Origin of the sequence: Collinsella sp. AK_207A (assembly GCF_902501965.1) — a bacterium.
In the GTDB taxonomy this organism is placed as follows: Bacteria; Actinomycetota; Coriobacteriia; order Coriobacteriales; family Coriobacteriaceae; genus Collinsella.
In genome coordinates this window covers 374,114-396,472 of record NZ_CABWID010000010.1, presented here as the reverse complement: position 1 = coordinate 396,472, position 22,359 = coordinate 374,114, and the positions used below count along the sequence as shown (strand labels likewise).

The 22,359-nt window shown below is 63.2% G+C and carries 17 protein-coding genes; 3 read left to right on the top strand and 14 right to left on the bottom strand.

Annotated elements, in window-relative coordinates; all coding sequences use genetic code 11:
• Positions 1-167: 167 nt before the first annotated feature.
• On the bottom strand, positions 168-1,151 hold the full coding sequence (locus tag GDJ97_RS03145; RefSeq protein ID WP_152069749.1) for a ribose-phosphate pyrophosphokinase: 984 nt from the start codon (positions 1,149-1,151) through the stop codon (positions 168-170).
• Between the two features lie 54 nt (positions 1,152-1,205).
• Positions 1,206-2,600 carry a bifunctional UDP-N-acetylglucosamine diphosphorylase/glucosamine-1-phosphate N-acetyltransferase GlmU gene (gene glmU / locus GDJ97_RS03140; RefSeq protein ID WP_152069748.1) on the bottom strand — a complete coding sequence of 465 codons (1,395 nt, stop codon included), beginning with the start codon at positions 2,598-2,600 and terminating at the stop codon, positions 1,206-1,208.
• 294 nt (positions 2,601-2,894) lie between these two features.
• Between glmU and pth the strand changes: the two genes are divergently transcribed.
• The 3 genes from pth (at position 2,895) to gltA (ending at position 6,231) form a co-directional block, all read left to right on the top strand.
• Complete coding sequence (gene pth / locus GDJ97_RS03135) at positions 2,895-3,524, top strand: aminoacyl-tRNA hydrolase (RefSeq protein ID WP_193221290.1); 630 nt, start codon at positions 2,895-2,897, stop codon at positions 3,522-3,524.
• Between the two features lie 428 nt (positions 3,525-3,952).
• Positions 3,953-4,795 (top strand): sulfide/dihydroorotate dehydrogenase-like FAD/NAD-binding protein, encoded by an 843-nt coding sequence (locus tag GDJ97_RS03130; protein ID WP_152069747.1) that lies wholly within the window; start codon positions 3,953-3,955, stop codon positions 4,793-4,795.
• Complete coding sequence (gene gltA, locus GDJ97_RS03125) at positions 4,780-6,231, top strand: NADPH-dependent glutamate synthase (protein ID WP_152069746.1); 1,452 nt, start codon at positions 4,780-4,782, stop codon at positions 6,229-6,231. Before GDJ97_RS03130 ends, gltA begins: the two co-directional genes overlap by 16 nt.
• A gap of 183 nt (positions 6,232-6,414) precedes the next feature.
• Here the strand turns inward: gltA and GDJ97_RS03120 are convergent, their stop codons facing one another.
• From GDJ97_RS03120 to GDJ97_RS03065, 12 genes are all read right to left on the bottom strand, one after another.
• On the bottom strand, positions 6,415-7,722 hold the full coding sequence (locus GDJ97_RS03120; protein WP_152069745.1) for an ATP-binding protein: 1,308 nt from the start codon (positions 7,720-7,722) through the stop codon (positions 6,415-6,417).
• A gap of 324 nt (positions 7,723-8,046) precedes the next feature.
• Positions 8,047-10,290: a helix-turn-helix transcriptional regulator gene (locus GDJ97_RS03115; protein WP_152069744.1), complete on the bottom strand. Its 2,244-nt coding sequence runs from the start codon at positions 10,288-10,290 to the stop codon at positions 8,047-8,049.
• Positions 10,291-10,934: 644 nt separating this feature from the next.
• Positions 10,935-11,654 (bottom strand): AAA family ATPase, encoded by a 720-nt coding sequence (locus tag GDJ97_RS03110; RefSeq protein ID WP_152069743.1) that lies wholly within the window; start codon positions 11,652-11,654, stop codon positions 10,935-10,937.
• A 60-nt stretch (positions 11,655-11,714) separates the two neighbouring features.
• Positions 11,715-12,353, bottom strand: a complete 639-nt coding sequence (locus GDJ97_RS03105) for an amino acid ABC transporter permease (RefSeq protein WP_152069742.1) — start codon at positions 12,351-12,353, stop codon at positions 11,715-11,717.
• Positions 12,354-12,356: 3 nt separating this feature from the next.
• Entirely contained in the window at positions 12,357-13,127 is a 771-nt protein-coding gene (locus GDJ97_RS03100) for an amino acid ABC transporter permease (protein ID WP_152069741.1), read from the bottom strand.
• Positions 13,128-13,979 (bottom strand): transporter substrate-binding domain-containing protein, encoded by an 852-nt coding sequence (locus tag GDJ97_RS03095; RefSeq protein WP_152069740.1) that lies wholly within the window; start codon positions 13,977-13,979, stop codon positions 13,128-13,130. It abuts the gene before it with no gap.
• A gap of 111 nt (positions 13,980-14,090) precedes the next feature.
• On the bottom strand, positions 14,091-14,822 hold the full coding sequence (locus tag GDJ97_RS03090) for an amino acid ABC transporter ATP-binding protein (RefSeq protein ID WP_152069739.1): 732 nt from the start codon (positions 14,820-14,822) through the stop codon (positions 14,091-14,093).
• 331 nt (positions 14,823-15,153) lie between these two features.
• Positions 15,154-16,467, bottom strand: coding sequence for a peptidylprolyl isomerase (locus GDJ97_RS03085; protein WP_152069738.1), 1,314 nt, complete (start codon positions 16,465-16,467; stop codon positions 15,154-15,156).
• 165 nt (positions 16,468-16,632) lie between these two features.
• Positions 16,633-17,457: a phosphoribosylglycinamide formyltransferase gene (gene purN / locus GDJ97_RS03080; RefSeq protein ID WP_152069737.1), complete on the bottom strand. Its 825-nt coding sequence runs from the start codon at positions 17,455-17,457 to the stop codon at positions 16,633-16,635.
• Positions 17,458-17,786: 329 nt separating this feature from the next.
• Positions 17,787-18,899 (bottom strand): phosphoribosylformylglycinamidine cyclo-ligase, encoded by a 1,113-nt coding sequence (gene purM / locus GDJ97_RS03075; RefSeq protein WP_152069736.1) that lies wholly within the window; start codon positions 18,897-18,899, stop codon positions 17,787-17,789.
• Positions 18,900-19,030: 131 nt separating this feature from the next.
• The gene (locus GDJ97_RS03070; protein WP_152069735.1) at positions 19,031-20,707 is read right to left on the bottom strand and encodes an amidophosphoribosyltransferase; all 1,677 of its coding nucleotides are present in this window, start codon (positions 20,705-20,707) and stop codon (positions 19,031-19,033) included.
• A 484-nt stretch (positions 20,708-21,191) separates the two neighbouring features.
• A complete protein-coding gene (locus tag GDJ97_RS03065; protein WP_152069734.1) occupies positions 21,192-22,259 on the bottom strand; it encodes a hypothetical protein in 1,068 nt (355 codons plus the stop codon).
• Positions 22,260-22,359: the final 100 nt, after the last annotated feature.

The window sequence follows — 22,359 nt, the reverse complement described above, 5'->3', positions numbered from 1 at the left end:
GCCCCGTGCATCCCTCGGGTCGGTCGCCGTTCAACCTGCACGATTTCTGAGCGAACTGCGAAAACGGCAAAGCCGTTTCCAGTCTCGCAAAGCTGAGTGCAGGGTAAACGGCGACCGACCCGAGGGATGCACGGGGCGGGCCAGAGGTCAGTCAGGTCCCAGCGAACCTACATCGCGAAGTCGCCGCCGACAAGCAGCGACACGGACTCCTCGTTGTACACAGCGGCAATGGCGCCGGCAAACTCGCCCGCCACGGAGATGGTCTTGATCTTGCCACCCGTCTGCACGGGAATGGCATCCGTGACCACGCATTCCACAATGGGCGCGTCGTTCAGGCGCTCGATCGCGGGGCCGGAGAAGATACCATGCGTGGCGCACACGTAGATGTCGCCGGCACCCATCTTCTTCAGCTCGCGGACGCTCGCGCACAGGGTGCCTGCGGTGTCGATCATGTCGTCGTTGATGACGCAGGTCTTGCCCTCGATGTCGCCGATGATACCCATGACCTCAGCGGCGTTGTGGCGCGGACGGCCCTTGTGGGCGATGGCGATGGAGCAGCCCAGCATGTCGGACAGCTTCTTGGCAGCCTTGGCGCGACCCACGTCGGGCGACACGACAACGAGGTTGTCGGTGTCGAAGTTCATATCGTTGTAGTAGTCGGCAAAGAGCGGCAGGGCCGACAGGTGGTTCACCGGAATATCGAAGAAGCCCTGAATCTGGCCCTGGTGCAGGTCAAGCGTGATGATGCGGTCCACGCCGGCACACTCGAGCAGGTTGGCCACCAGGCGTGCGGTGATGGGCTCGCGGGGGCCGGCCTTGCGGTCCTGGCGGGCGTAGCCGTAGTGCGTGATGACGGCGGTGATGCTGCGGGCGGAGGCGCGCTTGGCGGCATCGGTGGCAATGAGCAGCTCCATGAGCATGTCGTTTACGCGGCCGGACACGGACTGGATGAAGAACACGTCGGCGCCGCGGATGGTCGCGTCGTAGCGGGCGTAGATCTCGCCGTTCGCGAACTGCTCGAGCGTGATGGGCGCGAGTTCCACCCCCAGCTCGGCGGCGATTTTCTCCGCGAGCGGACGGTTCGAGGAACCAGAGAACACACGCAAGCTCTTGTACACGCTCAAAGACTTCTTCAGATCGATGGTCGGCATTGCCCCTTCTCCTTCTGTTGATGCCAACATGCTCCGGCGGGCGGCCGGAAATCCTTACTGCCGCGCGCGCCTCGCCGCGGTGTAGCCCTCAATGATACGCTGCTGAGAACGCTCGAGCGCGAGCGCCCCATCGGGAACATCCTTGGTAATGCAGCTGCTCGCGCCCACGATAACGTCGTCACCGATGTTCACGGGCGCCACCATCATGGTATCGGAACCGATGAACGCACGGTCGCCGATGGTGGTGCGGTTCTTGCGCTTGCCGTCGTAGTTGCAGGTAATGGAGCCGGCGCCGATGTTCACGCCCGCACCCATCTGCGTGTCGCCGATGTAGGAGAGGTGCGGCACCTTGCTGCCCTCACCGATCGTGGAATTCTTGATCTCAACGTGCGTACCCACGTGGGCGCCGTCCAGCACATGCGTGCCGGGACGCAGGTAGGCACGCGGTCCGCAGGAAATAGTGTTCTCGAGCGTGACGTCGATGCCCACAACCTCGTCGAGCGTGCAGGCGTTGCCCACGCGCACGTTGGTGAGACGCGTGTTGGGACCCAGCTGGCAATCCTCGCCCACCGTGCAGGCGCCGATCAGGTGCGTCTGCGGCCACACCACGGTGTCGCGGCCGATGGTGGAATCGGGGCTGATCCACGCCTGGGTAGGATCGATGAACGTGACGCCCTCGGCCATGAGACGATCGTTGATGCGATCACGGGCGATGGCCGTGATCTGGGCGAGCTGGGCACGGGAGTTCACACCCAGGCCCTCGCGGTAGTCGTCAACGTGGAAGATGGACACGCGATGCCCGTGCTCGCGCAGGATCTCCATCATGTCGGGCAGGTAGCACTCGTGCTGCGCGTTCTCGCAGCCCACCTCGCCGATGTAGCGGGCAAGCAGCTCGCCGTCGAAGGCATAGCAGCCGGCGTTACACTCGGTGAGCGTGGCAGCCTGCTCGGGCGTGCAGTCCTTCTGCTCGATGTTGCGGATCACGGCACCCGTCTCGTCCAGCACCAAGCGGCCGAAGCCAAAGGGATCGGGCGGCGTGCAGGTGAAGATGGTCGCCGCCGTGGAACCGTCTGCCACGGAAGCGGCGAACTGGGCGATGGTCTCCGGGCGCACGAGCGGCAGGTCGCCGTTCAGGATCACGACGGGGCCGGCGGAAATGCCGCAGGCATCCAGCGCCACGCGCACCGCATGCCCGGTGCCCAGACGCTCGGCCTGCTCCACGGCCTCGACGGGCACCTGGGAATCCGTATAGGCGGCGTCGAGCAGCGCACGGACCTCGTCCGCATGGCTGCCCACGACCACGACCACGCGCGCGCAGTCAGCGGCGATGGCGGCATCAACAACCCACTGAATCATCGGCTTGCCCAGGATCTTATGCGAGACCTTGGCATGGTTGGACTTCATACGAGTGCCCTCGCCAGCAGCGAGAACGATAGCGGTAGCGTCCATATGCTCCCCTACGGGTGGTGTGCATTGCCCCCCGATGATAGCGCAGCTTGCACGGCATCCGGCTTTGAGGCGGCAGGGTTCGCAAAAGGAGCTCAGGCCCGTGGCGTCCGGGGCATGGCCTACGCTCAGCTTCGCGAGACTGGAAAACAGCCTCGCCGTTTCCGCAGTTCGCTCAGAAATCGCGCAGGCCATGCCCCGGACGCCACGGGGTCGCGGCTCTTTCCTCACAAGATAATGACCGAAAACCCCGCTGCAGGTATGATGGTCGGCGGAAACGTTGACGAAGGGAGTCGCATGGCGGCAGTGCAGCCGGGAAAGATTCGCATGGTCGCAGGGTTGGGCAACCCTGGTGAGGAATACGCGCAGACGCGGCATAACGCCGGGTTCTGCTCGGTGGACGCGCTGGCGCGGCAGGCGGGCGTGAGTTACTGGAAGAACCAGCTGGGCGCCGAGGTCGCCGTCATCAACGTGGCAGACGCCGAAGCCGAAGGCGGGCGCCGCGAGGTCGTGCTCGTCAAGCCGCAGTCCTTTATGAACACGAGCGGCGGGCCCATCTCCAAGCTCTGCCGTGAGTATGGCATCGCCGCCAACGAGGTGCTCGTCATCCACGACGAGCTGGACATCCCCGAGGGTGACGTGCGTGTGAAGGTCGGCGGCGGACACGCCGGCCACAACGGGCTCCGCAGCATCATCGACAAGCTCGGCAGCCGCGACTTCAGCCGTATCCGCGTGGGCATCGGCGAGCCCCCGGGACGCATGCAGGTGGCCGACTTCGTGCTCAAGCAGTTCCGCCCCAAGGAGGCCGAGGCGTTTGCCGAGACCTGCGGGCGTGCGGCCGACGCAGCGGGTCTTGCCATCACGCGCGGCGTCATCTTCGCCCGCGACCACGTGAACGGCGGTGCCGCGAGCAACGGCAGGCACTAGGTAGCCAGCAGCGCGCAGATCCCAACGGCGGGATCGCGGGCGTCTCAACCACGTACATGCAGAAGGGCGGCCCCGCGGGACCGCCCTTCGTCGTATCAGGCGAATCGGGCCGTTGTGCCCGTGTCACTCTCATGGTAGGCATACGGCACAGCCTCGCCGTTGTTCACCGAGCCGCGGAACGCCCCGAGACACATGATTTGACTGTATCCCTCCATCTTCAGGTTTGATCAAGGATGTTTCGGCCGAATCCCGTTGCCGAGACACCATCATACAGACCCCCTTTTCGCGCATCCGCGCACACCCGAGCATGTCATCCGTCGAAGACGCCCCCACCGTTGAATGAGATTGCCTTGCGTACGCTCCCATACCTCACTACCAGCGCGGTATACTTGGCCCGTCTGCCTGTTGGACGAACAGAGAGGGGTCTCATGTTCAAAATTCTGAAGAAGACGCAGTTCTCGGAGAAGGTCTTCGAGTTCCGCGTCCACGCGCCGAGGATGGCCAAGGCGGCGCACGCCGGCCAGTTCCTCATGGTGCGAATCGACGAGACGGGCGAGCGCGTCCCGTTCACCTTTGCCAACTGGAATGCCGAGGAGGGCTGGATCGAGTTCATCTTCATGGTCATCGGTAAGACCACGGAGTGCCTGTCCAAGCTCAACGAGGGCGATTACCTGCAGGATGTTGTTGGCCCGCTGGGTTGCCCCACCGAGATTGAGGGCGACCGCGTGGTCATCCTGGGCGGCGGCGTTGGCCTCGCCATCGCCTATCCCGTGGCGCGCACGCAGTGCGAGGCCGGTAAGGAGGTGAGCGTCATCATGGGCGCTCGCACCAAGGACCTCCTGCTGCTCGAGGACCAGTTCCGCGCGCTGCCGCTCAAGAACCTCTTCATCACCACCGACGATGGCTCCTACGGCGAGCAGGGCGTGGTCACCGCTCCGCTCGAGCGCCTCTGCCAGGCCGGCGAGGTGGACCAGGCGTTCTGCGTGGGCCCCGTGCCGATGATGAAGTTCTCCACCCTCACCTGCGAGAAGTACAACGTGCCCATCATCGCCAGCCTGAACCCCATCATGGTCGACGGTACCGGCATGTGCGGTTGCTGCCGCGTTGAGGTCGGCGGCGCCACCAAGTTTGCCTGCGTGGACGGCCCGGACTTCGACGCCACCAAGGTTGACTGGGACGACCTCGGTCGTCGCCAGGGCACCTATCGTGCCGAGGAAGCCGTGTCCAAGCAGCACTACGAGGAGGAGGCCTGCGCATGTCACAGGAAGTAAAGAACGCCGCGGCCGCCGATTCGGCTGCCGCCCCTAAGAAGTACCGTCCCACGCGCGCGCCGCGCACCGCCCCCAACGAGGAGCTGGCGGCCGAGCGTGCTCGCGATTTTCGTCCGGTCGACAACGGCTTCACCAAGGCCGACGCCATCGCCGAGGCCAACCGCTGCCTGGACTGCAAGAAGCCCTTCTGCATGGACGGCTGCCCCGTGGGCGTGCATATCCCGCAGTTCATCGAGCAGATCCGCGCCGAGGACTGGGGCGGCGCGCTTGCCACCATCAAGGACGACAACCTGCTCCCGAGTATCTGCGGCCGCGTGTGCCCGCAGGAGAACCAGTGCGAGGGCAAGTGCATCCTCGGCCGTAAGGGCGAGCCCGTGGCCATCGGCCAGCTCGAGCGCATGCTCGGCGACATGGCCGACGAGGTGGGCCAGGCGCCCGTCTGCAAGCCCAAGAACGGCAAGAAGGTCGCCGTGGTGGGCTCCGGCCCGTCCGGCATCGCCTGCGCCGGCGCCCTCGCGCGCGAGGGCTTCGACGTCACCGTGTTCGAGGCGTTCTTCACCGGCGGCGGCGTGCTGACCTACGGCATCCCCGAGTTCCGTCTGCCCAAGGCCATCGTGAAGCACGAGATCGCCAGCCTCGAGGACCTGGGCGTCCACTTTGAGTACAACTCCGTAGCCGGCCGCCTATTCGACGCCGACGAGCTCTTCAACGACGAGGGCTTCGACGCGCTCTACATGGCCGTGGGTGCGGGCCTGCCCAACTTCCTGAACGTGCCCGGCGAGAACCTGCCCGGCATCTACACCGCCAACGAGTACCTCACGCGCTCCAACCTGATGCACGCGTACAACTTCCCCGAGTACGACACGCCCATCCGCCACGGCAAGCACGTGGTGATCTTTGGCGGCGGCAACGTGGCCATGGACGCCGCTCGTACCGCGCTGCGCCTGGGCGCCGAGGAGGTCACGCTGGCCTACCGTCGTACCGAGGCCGAGATGCCCGCCCGTCTGGCCGAGGTGCACCACGCCAAGGAAGAGGGCATCAAGTTCCTCGAGCTCGTGGCGCCGCTGGAGTTCATCGACGACGGCCAGGGCCGCAGCGCCTCCGTGGCCAAGGTGCGCCTGCAGCGCATGGAGCTCGGCGAGCCGGACGCGAGCGGTCGTCGTCGCCCGCAGCCGATCGAGGGTTCCGAGTTCGAGATCCCCTGCGACGTGGCCATCACCGCCATCGGCACGCGCGCGAACCCGTTCGCGAAGCTCTGCGCCGATGTCGAGCTGAACAAGTGGGGTCTCATCGAGGCCGACGAGAACGGCCGCACGAGCAATCCGCGCGTGTGGGCCGGCGGCGACATCGTCACCGGCGCGGCCACGGTCATCCTGGCCATGGGTGCCGGCAAGAAGGCCGCCGCAAGCATCGCTGAGACGCTGCTGGCAGAGTAGCCGGGGCGCGACCGTGCAAACCGGTACGCGAGGGCGCTCGGAGCTTCGGTTCCGAGCGCCCTTTTGGTTGAGCCGTTCGCCTGTCAAGCGGTCGCGGCACGCTTTCCTCTCCGCAGATGTAACGAATCCTGCGCATATCGACCTCCATATCGCCGATATGCGCAGGATCTGCTTCGTCTGTCTTTATGCGCCGAGACAGCGAATCGGGATGACGTAGATTCCATCCTCCACGCGGCGTGCATACTGCGAAACGCCCGTGATAACCGCCATGAACTCAGGTTTCCGCGTCCTCGCACGCGCGTTGCGCGTCAGCTTATCGCGGAGGCGTTTCAGGTTCGCAATCCCCTCTTCCGCCTTGGCCTCACTCGTCTTGATCTCAAACGCGGCCCATCGACCATCGGCCAGCTCGATAATGGCATCGACCTCAAGTCCGGAATCGTCGCGGTAATAGCGAACGGGAACGTCGCCGGCGGACTCCATGGCCTGCGCATATACGAGCAGGTCGCGGATAACGAGATTCTCGAATACAAGGCCGAACGTCTGCCAGTCGGCCATGAGGGACTCGGGGGACATCGCAAGCGTCGCCACCGCAAGCGAAGGATCGGCAAAGTACCGCTTAGGCTTTGATGTAACCCGCTTGGGAGAGCGCGCCGGCGGCATCCAGCCCGGAATCTCCTCCACGATAAACAACGCCTTGAGAAGCTCAAGATATGAGCGAATCGTTTTTTCGTCCACGGTCAGCATGGGCAGACTCAGTGCCTCATTGGCCGTATCGGCCTTAATCGTCTTATACGTGACAGACTGTCCAAGATTGCGCGCGAGCGAGAAGAGCAGGCGCTGAGCCACGCCCGCATCCTTACCCTGGCGCGGCACGCTCTCGGCTCTGAGCACGCGCATGTACTCGCGGGCGATGAGCTGGGCATCGTCGGCAGACAGCCCAAGAGCCTCAGGCCAGCCACCTCGACAGGCGATGTCAACGAGCTCGCGAGCGTCCGTCGCACGCTGCTCGGGCGCAAACGTCCCGCTGAACAGGCCCGCAAGCGATACACTGCCCGTAGAATCTCCGCTCTCTTGAAGCGTCATCGGATACATGCGAATGCGTCCTATGCGTCCCGCACCGCTATGGTTTGGCATGGCGGCCGGTGTCGTGCCTTTCTTCAGCGGCGTCGATGATCCCGTTAGGATCCAGCCCCCGCGCAGCCCTCTCGTGCGATCGATCTCGTGACGAACCACATCCCAAATCTGAGGCACAAGCTGCCACTCGTCGATAACGTGAGGATGGTCGCCGATAAGCATGGCGGAAGGGTCGTCCTGCGCGAGCGCGAGGAACTCGTCTACATAGCTGACGCTTGCCGCGTGCTCAAGAGCCGTCCATGTCTTCCCGCACCATTTGGTACCGGCGAGTTCAACGGCCCCAAACACACGCAAGAAGCGCTCGACTTTGGCATCCACCGTCCGAGGAAGGTACCCCACGGGTCGCACCGATTCCATGGTCTCACCACCGGTCTTAGCACTAAGATAGATATTACCGTCTAACTTGCATAATACCGATTTTCCGAATCATCTGTTCCGGTTTTTCCGATTATTTTAATACCGATTTTCGAACAGTTCGGGAACCTGCATCTGTCGATTGGTTTCCCTGCCACAGATGTGACGAATCCTGCGCATATCGACCTTCAAATCGCCGATATGCGCAGGATCTGCTACGTCTGTCTTTGGCTGTCTTGGAGGTTTCCGTGAGACCGAGCTACTCCGTTTCGGGAACCGCCTCGGACAAAGCGGCGGCAGGATGACCTTGAAGGTCTTCGGCACCACCTACGTACGATCCACTTCCGCCCTGTACACATCATCCACCTTCGCCGCAAGCGAGACACGATCATGCACTGAGAGCTTCGCATAGATATGCCTGATGTGCGTATAGACCGTGCATTTTGAGACGTGGCAGTCGTCCGCCATCTGTCGAGCAGTCAAGCCTCTTGCCGCAAGGAGGGCGATACGCCGCTCTTGCTCCGTTAGTCCCTCGTTGAAGAGCGCCCGGTCCAGCACATCACGATCGAGGTCGGTCAGAAGCGCCTTCCTTCGTTCGCAATCCGCCAAATACTGAAACAGGATGCGCCAGCTTACCGCAACAGTGAGGATGAAGCAGAAAGGCGCTTCGGTTACAAAGATGCGCGCCGTCCATGCAAGCAGAGCAGAAACGGCCACGGCGCCCAATGCAAGCGCCGCGAGGACGGGTGTCGCAACGAGAATGCCCTCGGCATCCAGCCTAACACCCGCTTTCATCATCCAAACGCAGAGCAGGGACGCATTCAATGTCATCCAGATCAATCGAAGCGAGCCGGGCAGAATATCCGCGCCTCCCCAGAACAGGCTTCCCAAGGAGAGCGCTGCAAGTGCTTGGTGCGGAGCGAGAAAGAAGTGGCCCTCTGGATTCGATAGCACCTCCCTGGGAGCGTATCCGCCCAACAGGGATGCCGCCATCAGGAGGGCGACGGCGAGCAGTGCTTCGACGACAAGAATAGGGCCCGAGAGCTGCAAGGCAAGCATGGTCAGTCCTACGACCACATACGTACATGAGGGGCCAAGCCGCGCGGTGCTGAGGGCGGGCAACCCTATCGCCGCAACGATGAGCCCCAACCCCAAGGCAAGTAGAGCAGCACATGACAAACCGCATTCGACAACAAACGCGGCGAACGTTGACCTCTCCAGAAAGACGAGATATCCAAGGACGAGAACGGGCGTGGGCATCAGCAGTACTGCCGTTGCCTTAAAGGACCGTCTGGCTCCTGCGACCGCAGCCCTTATGCTGCCCTGAATGCATAAGGGACGAGCAATCAGGGTGTGAACCACCCGATTAAGAGCAAACGAGGTGCCGATGAAGCCCAGCAGGGTGAACAGGGGCAGCAAAAGGATGGTTTGCGGCCATCGAACCTGACAAGGTACAGCCATTCCGCATAGACTCGCGATGAGGGTGAGAAAGAGATGGGCGAATAGACACGTCGCAGCGAGACCCGCCAACTCGCCGATAGCCATCCTCGCATCGTGAAGGAATGAGGTCCCGCTGAACAAACCGTCACTAACGCCTCCATCGCCGGGTTCCTCATCATGCCCCAGGGCCGAGCCCTCCTCCACGCTTTTGGCATAAGATTGTGCGAGTCCATAGAACTCTGCTCGATTCTCGACCCCGCTCTTCCTGTATACGCGCACCGCATAGGTTCCAACCGTCGCCTTCGATAACCCGAGCCTTCGCGCTATATCGTTCATGCTCTCTCCGAGAAGGATGAGTTCAGCCACCCGATTCTCTCGCGGAGAGAACGAGGTATCTAAGCGTTCAAGAAGATTGTGAACAGCCGTATGGGATCTCTTCCTTTTGCAAGAAGACGAACCTTTCGTTGCCAGCATCTTGGTGCCCGCGGTGTCCACCCTAAAACATGATGGCGCGGCCATCTCCCTCTCGATGCGACCCAAAAGACGCGCACCTGCGATAGTCATGAGACACGCACCGAGCGCGACCGCAGTCCTCGCCTCACTCCCATCCCCTGGAAAACACGCAAAGCCATGAAGACGCTCGATGCCAAGAAAGTCGAGGGCCGCCAGTACGGCCAAACAAACCGCAGCCGGAACCTTGAGCGCGCGGGCATCGCTATGAGCCCGACAGCGGCGCGCAAAGGGTTTCTTTATGACGAGCAACATGCCTCGCACCAGAAGAAAAGCGGCGACCATAAGGCAGACAGAAGCGATATACACAACTGGCTCGCGCCAATAGCCAAAGACCAGCAGCACCATAGCTGCAATCGCCAGCCAGAAAGAAGGGTCAAACCCACGGCCTCGAACACCGCTCCTTGCACGAACGGCAACGATGGAAACCGAGAGAAACAGCCCGCATACCGATGCATCCGATAGCTTGAATATGCCGTCATCACAAGGCGATAGGGAGAAGAGGACAATCGCAAGCAGAAGGGCGAAGGGGAGTAACAGCGAAAACAGGCCAACCAGTCGCCCGCCCTCAAGCACTTCTCGCTTGTCTACCGACGTGGACGACCACACCTCATCCTTCATGCTCGTCCCCGGCGCCTGTCCAAGCTCTCAACTCGCGCCGCACTGCAAACCGCACGACGACGTAGACCAAGAGAAGCAGAACGACATGGGGAAGGAGCCAGATAATGCCCGCATATACCAGTGAAAGGACTTCCATAGAGTTCAAGAACATGACGCCTCCCAACACGAAGCCACACGGGATGGCGCGGCCACGAACTCGCAAATCCGTACAGCGCCACCACGTATTCTACACACCAACAACCCGCTCCTCCTTCCGTCTCAGCGCCTTCGCCATTGACCCCAGTCTTGCATCGAGCTGGTACTTTGTCTGTCATACGCCCCTGATGATTTCTGTTTTAGAGCCATCCGGAGGTGTTTTTTCGGCATTTCTCGCAAGAAACTCAAGGGGATCGGGCTCTGCACCCGGTCCCCTCGCATCTACACGAGGCGAGCGTAGTCCCGGCTCTGGTGGAAGATATGGGCGATCACCAACTCGTCGTCCTCATAATACCGATTATCCGAGCAGTTCAGGGACCTGTATCTGTCGAGTGGTTTCCCCGCCGCAGATGTAACGAATCCTGCGCATATCGACCTCCATATCGCCGATATGCGCAGGATCTGCTCCATCTGTCTTTAGCTGTCTTGGAGGTTTCCGTGAGACCGGGCTACTCCGTTTCGGGAACCGCCTCGGACGAAGCGACGGCGCTCTCTTCCGCCTCCGCGTGCGCCACCTCCGCCAGCTTGGCGCGATACGCTGCGGCTATCACAGCCACGCAGCCCTCGCGGCCCAGCTTGGCGCGGTTCACCACCAGGTCCTTGCCGCTCGTCATCTTCCACTTGCCGGCGGAGTAGCGCTTGTAGAAGAGCTCGCGGTCCTTCTGCATCTGCTTGACGAGCTTGAGGCCCTTCTTCTTGTTGAGGCCGCGCTTCTTGCGCACGATCTCCACGCGGGCCTCGAGCGGGGCCGTCACGAGCACCGCGATGTGATTGGGGTTGTGGCGCAGCAGGTAGTCGGAGAGGCGGCCCTCGATGATGCAGCTCTGGCTGGCACCCAGGTCCAGGATCACCTGCGTCATGGAGCGGAAGAGTCGGTCGGAGGTGGTGCGCGCATCCACGCGATCGGGCAGGAAGGCCGCGGTCTCGGCCGCGAGCTTCTCGTCGTAGGCGGCCATCATGTCCACGCTCTCATGGGCGCGCAGGGCGCTTCGCACGAGAATCTCGTTGTCGTACAGCGGAATCCCCAGCTCGAGGGCGAGCATCTTGCCGATCTCGTGCCCCTCGGCACCAAAGTCGCGCGCGATGGTGATGACGACCGGCTGACCGGCCAGCGCGGCGGCGTGGACATCTGCCACGCGCGCCTCGATGCGATCCTTGATGGCGCCCATATGGGCCTCCTTCCCCAAATCGGTACGCTGGACGCGTCCCAACGTACCGCGTTTCCGTTGCTAGGCAGCCACGACGCGGCGCTGGTAGGCGCGCACCAGAAGCGAGATGCCAAAGTTCAGCGCGAAGTACAGCAGGAACACGAATCCGTAGAGCATGAGCACCTGGTTCAGCTCCACCGCATGCGCCATCACCACGTTGGTGGTGTACATGAACTCCGCCACGTTGATGCCCGAGAGGTACGAGCTGTCCTTGATCACCGTGGTGCACTGGCTGAACAGCGCCGGAATGATGGTGCGAAACGTCTGCGGCAAGATGATGTAGCCCATGGTGCCGAAGAAGCCGAAACCCTGGCTCCGGGCCGCCTCGAACTGCCCGGCGGGCACCGCGTTCAGGCCGCCGCGAACGATCTCAGCCATCACCGCGCTCGTGAACAGCGTGAACGCCAGCGTGGAGATGAGAATATCCGACCCCTGCACGGTGAAGTAGATGAACAGGATCCACAGCAGGTTGGGCGTGCAGCGGAACAGCTCGATGTAGGCGGACACCAGCCAGCGCAGTGGGCGCGGGCCGTAGCTCTTCACCAGCGCGAGGACGGTACCCAACACGATGGAGAAGATGATGGCGAGCACCGAGATCTGGATGGTCTTGACGAAGCCGCCCATGATGTAGACCAGGTTAGTCGCGTTGAAGATATCCATCGGCTACACCCCCTCTCCAGCCATGGCCGCACCGTCGGCATCGCCCGCATTCGTCACGCCGGGGATGTCCTTGGCACGCGGACGCTCTTTGCTCCGGCGCTCGAGCCACTGCACGAGCAGCGCCAGCGGGAAGCAGATGATGAAGTACATGAAGCAGCAGATGATGTAGCCCTGCAGGTAGCCGTAGAGCGAGACGAAGTTATCGCTGCGGTACATGAGGTCGCCGCCGGCCACGAGCGCGAGCACCGAGGTGTTCTTGACCAGGTTGAGCGCCTGGTTGCAAAGCGGCGGCAGAATGACCTTGAAGGTCTGCGGCAGCACGATGTAGGCGTAGCTCTGCACGCGGGAGAAGCCCTGGCTCTGAGCCGCCTCCATCTGGCCGCGCGGCACCGCCTCGATACCCGTGCGGATGACCTCGGAGATGTAGGCCGCATGGTAGAGGCCCACGCCGAGCGCGCCCAGGGCGAACGGGGCGATGCGAACCGGCTGCGCGGCGCCGGTGATCGCCTGCAGGAACTGCGGGCCGGCCATGTACATAAAGAGCACCTGCACCGGCAGCGGCGTATTCTGGTAGAACTCCACGTACACGCGCGAGACGGCGCGCAGCACCCGCGAACGCGTGGTGGAGAACACGCCGAGAAGCGTACCCAGCACGAGCGAGAGCGCGAGGCCGGCCACAACCACGGAGAGCGTCACGCCAAAGCCGTCCCAGAACGTGCCCATGTTGGAGAACGCGGCGGCCCAGCGGTCAGCGTTGAAGAGGCCCTCCCACATCTACACCAGCCCCCAATCCTTGATCTCCTGAGCGAGCCAACCGCTCGCCTCCATATCGGCCACGACCTGGTCGACCACCGGCGAGAGGTCGGAGCCCATCTTGGTGGCGATGCCGTAGTTCTGCTCGCCGAACTTCACGTCGGGCTCGAGCAGCTCGACCGTATCGTTCATGTAGCCCGAGAGCGTGGAGCGGTCCATGGCGAAGCAGTCGATATTGCCCGCGTCGAGCGAGCTCTTGATGATGGGATAGCCGGAGAAGGCACGGAACTCGGGCGTGGCGTCGATGTGCTCGTCCACGAGCATCTGCTCCACAAGGCCCTGTGTGGTGGCGCCCTGCGAGACGCCGATGATCTTGCCGTCGAGGTCGGCGATCTTCTTGAAGCCGGCGCTCTTCTTAACCATCAGGCCCACGTAGTCCGTGCGGTAGGGACGCGAGAAATCCCAGCTCTTCTTGCGCTCGTCGGTGATGGTGTAGGTGGCGCACACGATGTCGAGCTGGTCGTTGTCGATGAGCGGGCCGCGCGTCTTGGGCGTGACGTCGGTAAACGCCACAAGGCCCTGCTTCTGCGCGTCCTCGTAGCTCGTATTGAAGATGGCCGCGGCCACCTGGTAGCACAGGTCGATCTCCATGCCCTGGTAGGTGCCGCTGGCGGGGTCGAAGTAACCGTAGCCGGGCACGTCCTTCTTGACGCCGGCGTTCAACTGCCCGCGCGAACGGATGGCGGCGAGCTTGGAACCCGCGGAGGCGGCGGTTGAGCCGGCACTCGCGGTAGCGCCGCAACCCGCCAGGGCTCCGAGCGCAAGCGCACCCGTCAGGCCCAGAAAGCCTCGACGCGTCATGGTGCTCGTCATATCTCTCCTTTCAAACAGGTGGTCCCGCATGGCCCGCTGTGGCTCCGGCGCGCCCTCAGCAAATCGGCTGCGCTTGATGCCACGGGTGCAGGTCGGACCGGACGAAGGGGGCTAGTGCAAAATCTTGGCCAAAAAATCGCGGCAGCGGGGGTTCTCCGGATTCTCGAAGAAATGGTCCGGCGTGCCCTCCTCCAGAATGCGACCGTCCTCCATGAAGATCACGCGGTCGGCCACCTGGCGCGCAAAGCCCATCTCGTGCGTCACGCAGATCATGGTGATGTTCTCCTGCGCCAGCTCGATCATGACGTCGAGCACCTCCTGCACCATCTCGGGATCGAGGGCGGAGGTGGGCTCGTCGAAGAGAATGATGGGCTGCTTGGTGCAGAGCGCCCGGGCGATGGCCACGCGCTGCTGCTGGCCGCCGGAGAGATTCTGCGGGTACTCGCCCGCCTTGTTGGCGAGGCCCACGCGCTTGAGCGCCGCCATGGCGGTGGCGGTGGCCTCCTCCTTGCTCTTCTTCTGCAGCTTGATGGGTGCCAGGGTGAGGTTGCCGAGCACCGTCATGTTGGGATACAGGTTGAACTGCTGGAACACCATCGAGCTGTACTTACGGGCCATCTCCAGGTGGTTCTTCTTGGTGAGCGGCGTGCCGTCGATGATCACATCGCCGCTGGTGGGCTCCTCAAGATAGTCCACGCAGCGGATGAGCGTGGACTTGCCGGAACCGGACGGCCCGATGATCACGACCTTCTCGCCCGCCTGCACCGTCAAATCGATGTCCTTGAGCACGTGCAGGTCGCCGAAATACTTGTTCAGATTGCGAATCTCGATCATATTCGCCATAGACGGCCTCCTTTTCTGAGGTTTTTTATAACAGTGAGAATACTTGATTATACGCGATGTTGCCGCGCGGCACGCGCCTGAGCTGCGATGCGAGCATTCCGCCATGCATAAGCAAGGGCGAGCGCCTCCGTCTTGCGAAAGCGCTCGCCCCGTATAACCGATCTACCGCGCAGGGCTGCATCCTAGAATGATGATGCTCGTGTCCACCCCGAGTTCCATGTCGCGCTCCAGCACGCCGGCGACAACGCGCCAGAGCCACGGCCGAGCAGGCCGGGCCCCCGCCGGCACCCCGGAAGCCCGGCGCGCACCGCCCGCGGGAGCAGCGACCGCGCTACTCGTTGCTGCCCGACGTCGTGGCCGCGCTCCCCTTCTCTGACGTGGGCGTCACGCCGTCCAGACTCACGTTGTACGGCACGTTCTCGGGCATGTCGTTGATCTTGATATCGGCCTTGTCGAAGTACTCCGTCTCCCACTTGGAGTAGGCGGCAGACTGGGTCTGCGTCTTCACCACGTTGCCGATGTAGTCCTTGAACTTATCGGGCAGCTGGTCGATAGACGTGGCGTTGCCATCCAGCTTGAAGACGTCCGTGCACTTGATGAGATGGTAACCGTAGTTCGTCTCCACCACGCCCGAGATCTGATCCTTGGAAAGGCCGTTCAGCGCGCTCTGGTACTCGGTCACGAAGCGCGTGAGCTTGTCCCAGCCCACGTCGCCCTTGTCGTCCTTGGAGCCCGTATCCTCGGAGTACTTCGCCACAGCGTCCTCGAACGAAATCTCGCCGGCGTTGATCTTGTCCAGAATCTCCTGCGCCTTCTCCTTGGCCTTGGCCTTCTCCTCGTCCGTCGCCTTGGAATCCACCTTGATCAGCAGGTTCTCGGAGCGGCGGGCGTCGTTGTAGGTATCGAAGTTCTGGTTGAAGTAGTCGAGGATCTCCTGATCGGTGGCATCCTTTGCGGGGGCGACCTTCTCCTTGAGCTTATTCTGCTCGAGCCGACTCTTCAGCAGCGGCTTGTAGGTGTCCTCGGTGTAGCCCATCGCCTTGATGATGCGCTCGAAACTGTCCTTTCCGCCGTACTGCGCTACCGCGTCGTCATAGGCCTTCTGCACGTCCGCATCGGAAACGGTGATGTTGTACTCCTTGACAGCCTGCTCGGAGAGGTACTGCTTGGCGTAGCTCTCGATGTAGCTCTTGCGCAGCTTCTCGGGCGTGGTGTTCTGGTCAACCAGGTACTGGGCCAAGTCCTTGTCCTTGGTGTAGCCGCCCCGGGTGCGCACGCTCATGATCTGCTTGGTGATGGTGTCCTCGGTGATATTCACGCCGTTCACCGTGGCGGCCACGCCGCCCGTGAGCTTGTAACTCTCGGAGCTGGAGGCCTGGTTCAGCACGCCGGAGCACGCCATGGCGGACACGGAGAGCAGCATGGCCGCGCAACCGATGGCCACGAGCACGTACTTGGCCGTCTTGGAAAGCGTCTTCTTGGCCTTGTCCTTACGGGTCTTCTTGGCGGCGCGCTCGGCGCGGGCCTCAGCCACCTGGGCGGACTTGCTCTTGGAAGCGTCCTTCCCCTTGGCCGAGGTACCCGCCTTGGCACTCGCGTCCGTGGCTCCTGCCACCTTGGAATTCTTCTTCTGCTTCTGGCTCATCAAAGGTCCCTTCGAGGGGGTAGTCATTTTCAACAGCAACTTCTTATTGTATGCCAAGACCGCCCGTGAGCAGCTGCGTTATAGAAACAGCTGCCCAGCGGGCGGTCTCGGCATGTCGGCGGCGCGGGGCCGGGGCAGTAGCTCGGCGACGCAGGCGGCGGGCTGTTACCCCACGCGCACCGTCAGGTCGTCGTTCACATGAATACGACCCTCAGCCAGGAGCTGCACCACCTGCGGGTACAGGCGATGCTCCACCGCGTGGATGGCCGCTTCCAGGTCGTCCACGGTCCAGCCCTCCTCCACGCGCACGGGCTCCTGTGCAAGAATCGGCCCCTGGTCGTAGACCTCGTTGGCGATATGAACCGTCACGCCCGTGACCTTCACCCCGCGGGCGAAGGCGTCGCCGATGCCGTGCGCGCCCTGGAAACTCGGCAAAAGCGCCGGATGCAGGTTGATCACGCGGTTGGGGAACGCGGCGAGCAGCGGCGCGTGCACCATGCGCATGTAACCCGCCATGACCACGAACTCGGCGCCCGCGCGATAGACCTCGGTGGCGATAACCTCATCCGCCGTGAGCGGATCGGCATAGATCTCTTTGGAGAGCGTGATTGTCTGGATGCCCGCCGCCTCGGCACGCTTGAGGCCCTTCGCGCTCGGCCGACTGGCAACGACAAGCACGATCTTCGCGTTGAGCGAGCCGTCGGCGATACGGTCGATGAGCGCCTGCAAGTTGGTGCCCGAACCCGAGATGAGCACGGCGATCTTAACGGGCGGCACGGGGTTCTGCGGCGTAGCGGCGGCACGCAGGTCCGCTCGGCGCGCCTCGATGGCGTTGATGTCCTCGCGCGCAGGCGCCTCCGCGCAGGCAGCGGCGCGGCGGATGGCGCCGTCGAGCTCGCGCTCTGCCCCGTTCCCGAAGAAGAGGTCGCTCGGCACCGCCTCGGGGCTCAGGTTGGCCTTCTCGATCAGGCGCTTCGTCTCGTTATCCATGGCACGTCTCCCCGTTTCGTCGTCATAGCCGGCGGCATACCGGCCCCGGCAATTGGCTGCTCACCCCATCATAGCGGGGGGCGGGCGCGGCGCGCGTTCCAACCTATTCCAGCGAAGCTGTCTTTTATGCCGCTTCCTTTGAGACGCGATTTTTGCGCTCGTCAGAATGGAGCCGATGACCAGGTATCCATACTATCTACACAGAGACGCTCCGACGGAGAGAGGCCCCTCGAGCCATCAGCCTAAGCGCCAAAAACAAACAGCGGCACCTGGTTCGCCCGGATACCGCGGTTTAAGCAATCAGCCTTGAAAGTCAACTGGAAGCGTGCCTACGCCTCGTCCGCGTAGCGTACCTGGCCCGAACCGGCCACGCAGGCACCCACGCGGAACGGATGCTCACCCAGCTCCTCGAGCGCCGCCACGGTGGCCGCCTCGTCCTCCGGCGCCACGATGAGGCACAGGCCCACGCCCATGTTGAAGGTCCTGCAGGCCTCGTTGGGCGTGAGGTGCGCGCGATGGCGAATGTAGTCGATGACGGGTGGCACGTCCCAGCCCATGGCGTCGCTCCGGCGGTCCACCACGGCGTCTACGTCCGCGGCGAGCGCGCGGTTGAGGTTCTCGGTGATACCGCCGCCCGTAATGTGCGCGATGGCATGCACGGGAGCGCCGCCGGCGAGCAGCTTGAGTACCGGCTTCACGTAGATGCGCGTGGGCGCCAGCAGGGCATCGGCGAGTGAGGCGCCGCCCAGCTCCTCGCAGGGGGCCTCCAGCTCGGCGCGCTTGGCGGCGGCCCCGGGCGTGCCGGGGACCAGCCCCTCAACGCCCAGCACAGCGCGGACCAGCGAGTAGCCGTTGGAATGGATGCCCGTGCTCGGCAGGCCCAGGATCACATCGCCGGGGCGGACGTTAGCGGGATCGAGCATCTTGGGGCGATCGACGACGCCCACGGTGAAGCCGGCCAAATCGTAGTCGTCCGGGCGCATGACGCCGGGGTGCTCGGCCATCTCGCCGCCCACGAGCGCGCAGCCCGCCAACTTGCAGCCGTCGGCCACGCCTTTCACGATCTGCGCCATGTGCTCGGCCTCGATGTGCCCGATGGCCACGTAATCCAGGAAGAACAGCGGCTCGGCGCCGGAGGCCAGGATGTCGTTCACGCACATGGCCACCAGGTCCTGGCCCACCGTCTCGTGACGGTCCAGCAGCTGGGCGAGCACGAGCTTGGTGCCTACGCCATCCGTGCCCGAGATGAGGATGGGATCCTCCATGTCCTTCAGCGCGGCGGCGGAGAAGAGCCCGCCGAAGCCGCCGATACCGCCCACAACCTCGGGACGGTTGGTTGCGGCAACCATCTGCTTGATGGCATCCACCGCGCGGCCGCCCTCGGCGGTGTCCACGCCGGCGTCCTCGTACGTCACATGCTTGGAAGAATCGCTGGTGCTCATGTGCCTGCCCTTTCGCGTGGTCGTGCTGATTCCTGTCCGTATTGTAAAAGAGACGCGACGCTGATTCCGCTCTCAGCCATCTCTCAAATTTCTCTCAGTTTTGAGAGATATTTGAGAGTGAGCAGCGGGACCTACTCCCCGGGATGCTCTTCCTCCCAGGTGCGGTCGCGGTCCTTCTCCACCACCACGTCGCCTGGCAGCGATTCCTGGGCTGTCAGGCTCACGGGGCGGTAACCGTCCATGAACTTCTCACGCCCAAAGCTCTCGGGAATGGCCACCGGGTACACGCCGGTGAAGCACGCCGTACAGTACCCGCCGCGCGGCACGCACTTCAGCAAGCCCTGCACCGAGAGGAACGCGAGCGAATCGGCCCCGATGAAGCGGCAGATCTCGTCCACGCTCTTGTTGGCGCTGATGAGCTGGCTCTGCACGTCTGTGTCGATGCCGTAGAAGCACGGCCACACCACCTCGGGCGAGTTGATGCGCACATGGATCTCGCGCGCACCGGCGTCGCGAAGCATCCGCACCAGCTGCACCATGGTGGTGCCGCGCACGATGGAGTCGTCGATGACCACCAGGCGCTTGCCGGCGATGTTGTCCTTGAGGGGGTTCAGCTTCATGCGCACGCCCATGGCGCGGAGCTCCTGCGTGGGCTCGATGAACGTACGGGCCACGTAGCGGTTCTTGATGAGGCCCTCGCCATAGCGCAGTCCCAGCTCATGGGCAAAGCCCTCTGCCGGCGGCATACCGGAGTCCGGCACGCCGATGACCATATCCACGTCGGCCGGCGCCTCGCGAGCGAGCTGACGGCCCATGTCGTAGCGGCAGGCGTACACGGACTTGCCGTTCATGATGCTGTCAGGGCGAGCGAAGTAGACCTGCTCGAAGATGCACTCGGCGCTCTCCAACATGGGGGGCACGCCCTGCTCGGACACCAGGCCCTCGGCGCTGATGCGCAGGATCTCGCCAGGGCGCACGTCGCGCACGTACTCCGCACCCACGATGTCGAGCGCGCAGGTCTCGCTGGCGACCACCCAGCCGCCGGCACTCGCCACGGGCGCGGCGGTATCGGCGTGCGGGTCGTCCGCCGTGGCGGGCATGGCGGCCACGGCGTTGGGATCCAGCTGGTCCAGGCCCATGCCCGCCAGACGGCCGAGCACGAGCGGACGGATGCCATATGGATCGCGGAAGGCGTAGAGCGCCTGCTCGTTGATGAGCGTCATGGCGTAGCCGCCGCGCACGAGTTCCATGGTCTTGCGGATGCCCTCGCGCAGATGGTGCGTACGCTGCGTGAAGTAGCCGATGAGCTTGGCCGCGACCTCGGAGTCGGAGTTGGAGAGGAAGGGCACGCCCAGCTCGATCAGCTGGCGACGCAGCTCGTCCGTATTCACGAGCGTGCCGTTGTGCGCGAGCGCGATGATGACGTCGTTGATGGTGGAGAGATGCGGCTGTGCGGCCTCCCAGCTCTTGGCACCCGCCGTGCCGTAGCGAACGTGGCCCACTGCGAGCTGGCCGGTGAGTGCGGAGAGGTCCGCGGCGGAGAACACGGTGCCGAGCAGGCCGAGGTCCTTGCGCACCCACACGGTGCCGCCATCGCCCACGGCGATGCCGGCGGATTCCTGGCCACGGTGCTGCAGCGCGCGCAGGCCGAAGTAGGTCAGACGCGCCACGTCTCGTCCGGGTGCCCACACACCGAAAACACCGCACTCCTCGTGCAGCTGATCGCGATCAAGGTCGTCCGTCGAAGCGCCAAGCGCCGCCTTCCGCTCGGTCGCCTGCTGCGCCGCGCGAATGGTTTCCTGAGACATGACATCCCCTCTATGTCTGTAAAGGTAAAAGGCGTTACCGATACATTATGGCATGGATGTGCAAGGGTACCGGGTTCAATTGCACATCCGCGGGGGGCTGGGCGCACAATCGGGCTCGGAGCCCCCTATGTGGTCGGGCGGTGGCTGCACCATCGGACACAATGGGTGACGCGATGGGGACGCGCCGTACTTTTTCGTTTTTTTGCTTCAGTTGCGGTGGTTTAGTGCCGGTTTTGTATAGTTCACAGCAATGAACCATGGCATCTTGGCTCACCCGCCTCCTTCAATCGCGTCGTTACTACACATTTATCAACTATCTGTGCCTTTTCTTTTAGGCAAGATACAGATGCGCCCCGTTTCGAGCCTGCCCTGCGGGCGTTTGGCGGAGGCTCGCTCTACAAAACAGGTGCAAAACCACCGCTTCACCGCGATTATTTTCAAAAACGCTTCGGCGGAGCATGAACCCGCCACAAACAGGCCGCTTCTAGACCGGTCTGAGCCCGATGCCGCGGCGGAGCGCGTTCAGCCACGCTGCCTGCCGCACGCGAACGCCACCTGACCAATACCTCATGCGCTTGCCCGCGCCCTTGTACACCGCCCGCGCGATGGCCTCGAGCGCAACCACGTCGCGCATCTGGTCTCGATTGATAACCATAACGGTGTACCCCATGCCCTTGAGGCCGTTATTTCGGTTGCCATCATGGATGCGGGCCGCTTCCTTCTCGTGTCCCAACCCGTTGTACTCCAGGTCCACCCGTGCAGCCGGAACCGCCGCATCGCAGATAGCGTACGGCATACCCGACGACATCCGCACAGCGTTTCCTTCGAAGACAACGCGGCTGTTCAGCCTCATCCCGCCCGGCAGCCCGCACAGGTTGAAGCCGCCGTAGCGCATGGGAACGCCCAGCATCCCAAACATCACCGACTCGCCCGGAGACGCCGAACCCTCCGCGGCGAGTTGGACCGCCCTCCGAAACGTTGCGGATACGTTGCCCGTCGCCACCTTGCACAGGCCCCTGAGCTCTTTCAGGGTCACCGCCGGATCGCACTTGTACCGCGCCTGCTCCACGGCCTTCCCATCCAGGTCGTAGGGCCAGAAGCCGCCCCAGGCAATGTGCAGCGTGCAATCCTCGGGCATGCTGTAGGTCCCCAGCAGCTCCATGAGCAGCATAAACACCTCGCCCAGGGGTCGGCCGCACGAATACTGCAGCGCGGCGTGCGCGGGCGTGACGCAATAAACGTTCTCCCGAACATGCGCGATCGAGCCGTATGGCAACGGACCCGAACGCAGCGTTGATTGGACGCGAGCGCCATTCCGACGTCGAGACGCATCGGATACGAGAACCTCGAGCTTCTCAGATTCCAAGCCCTCCCAGGCGCCCAGGGCCTCGAGGAGCTCGAAGTCTATGTCGGAGGGATTGGGGACGCACGCCTTGAGCACCTGGCGTTGCTCTACCTTACCCAGGACCCTCCAGTTCAGGGCAGCGTTCCTCCTCCGTTCGGCGCGCATGAGCCGAAGGGCCGAGGTAGATGTAAGGACCAGCGTATTCATGCCGTCCAGTATGCTCAGTCACCCGGCGGCGATGTAACCTACAAGTTTCATTTAGAGGTGCAAGGGTGCCGGGTTCGATTACACGTCTGAAGATGTGTAA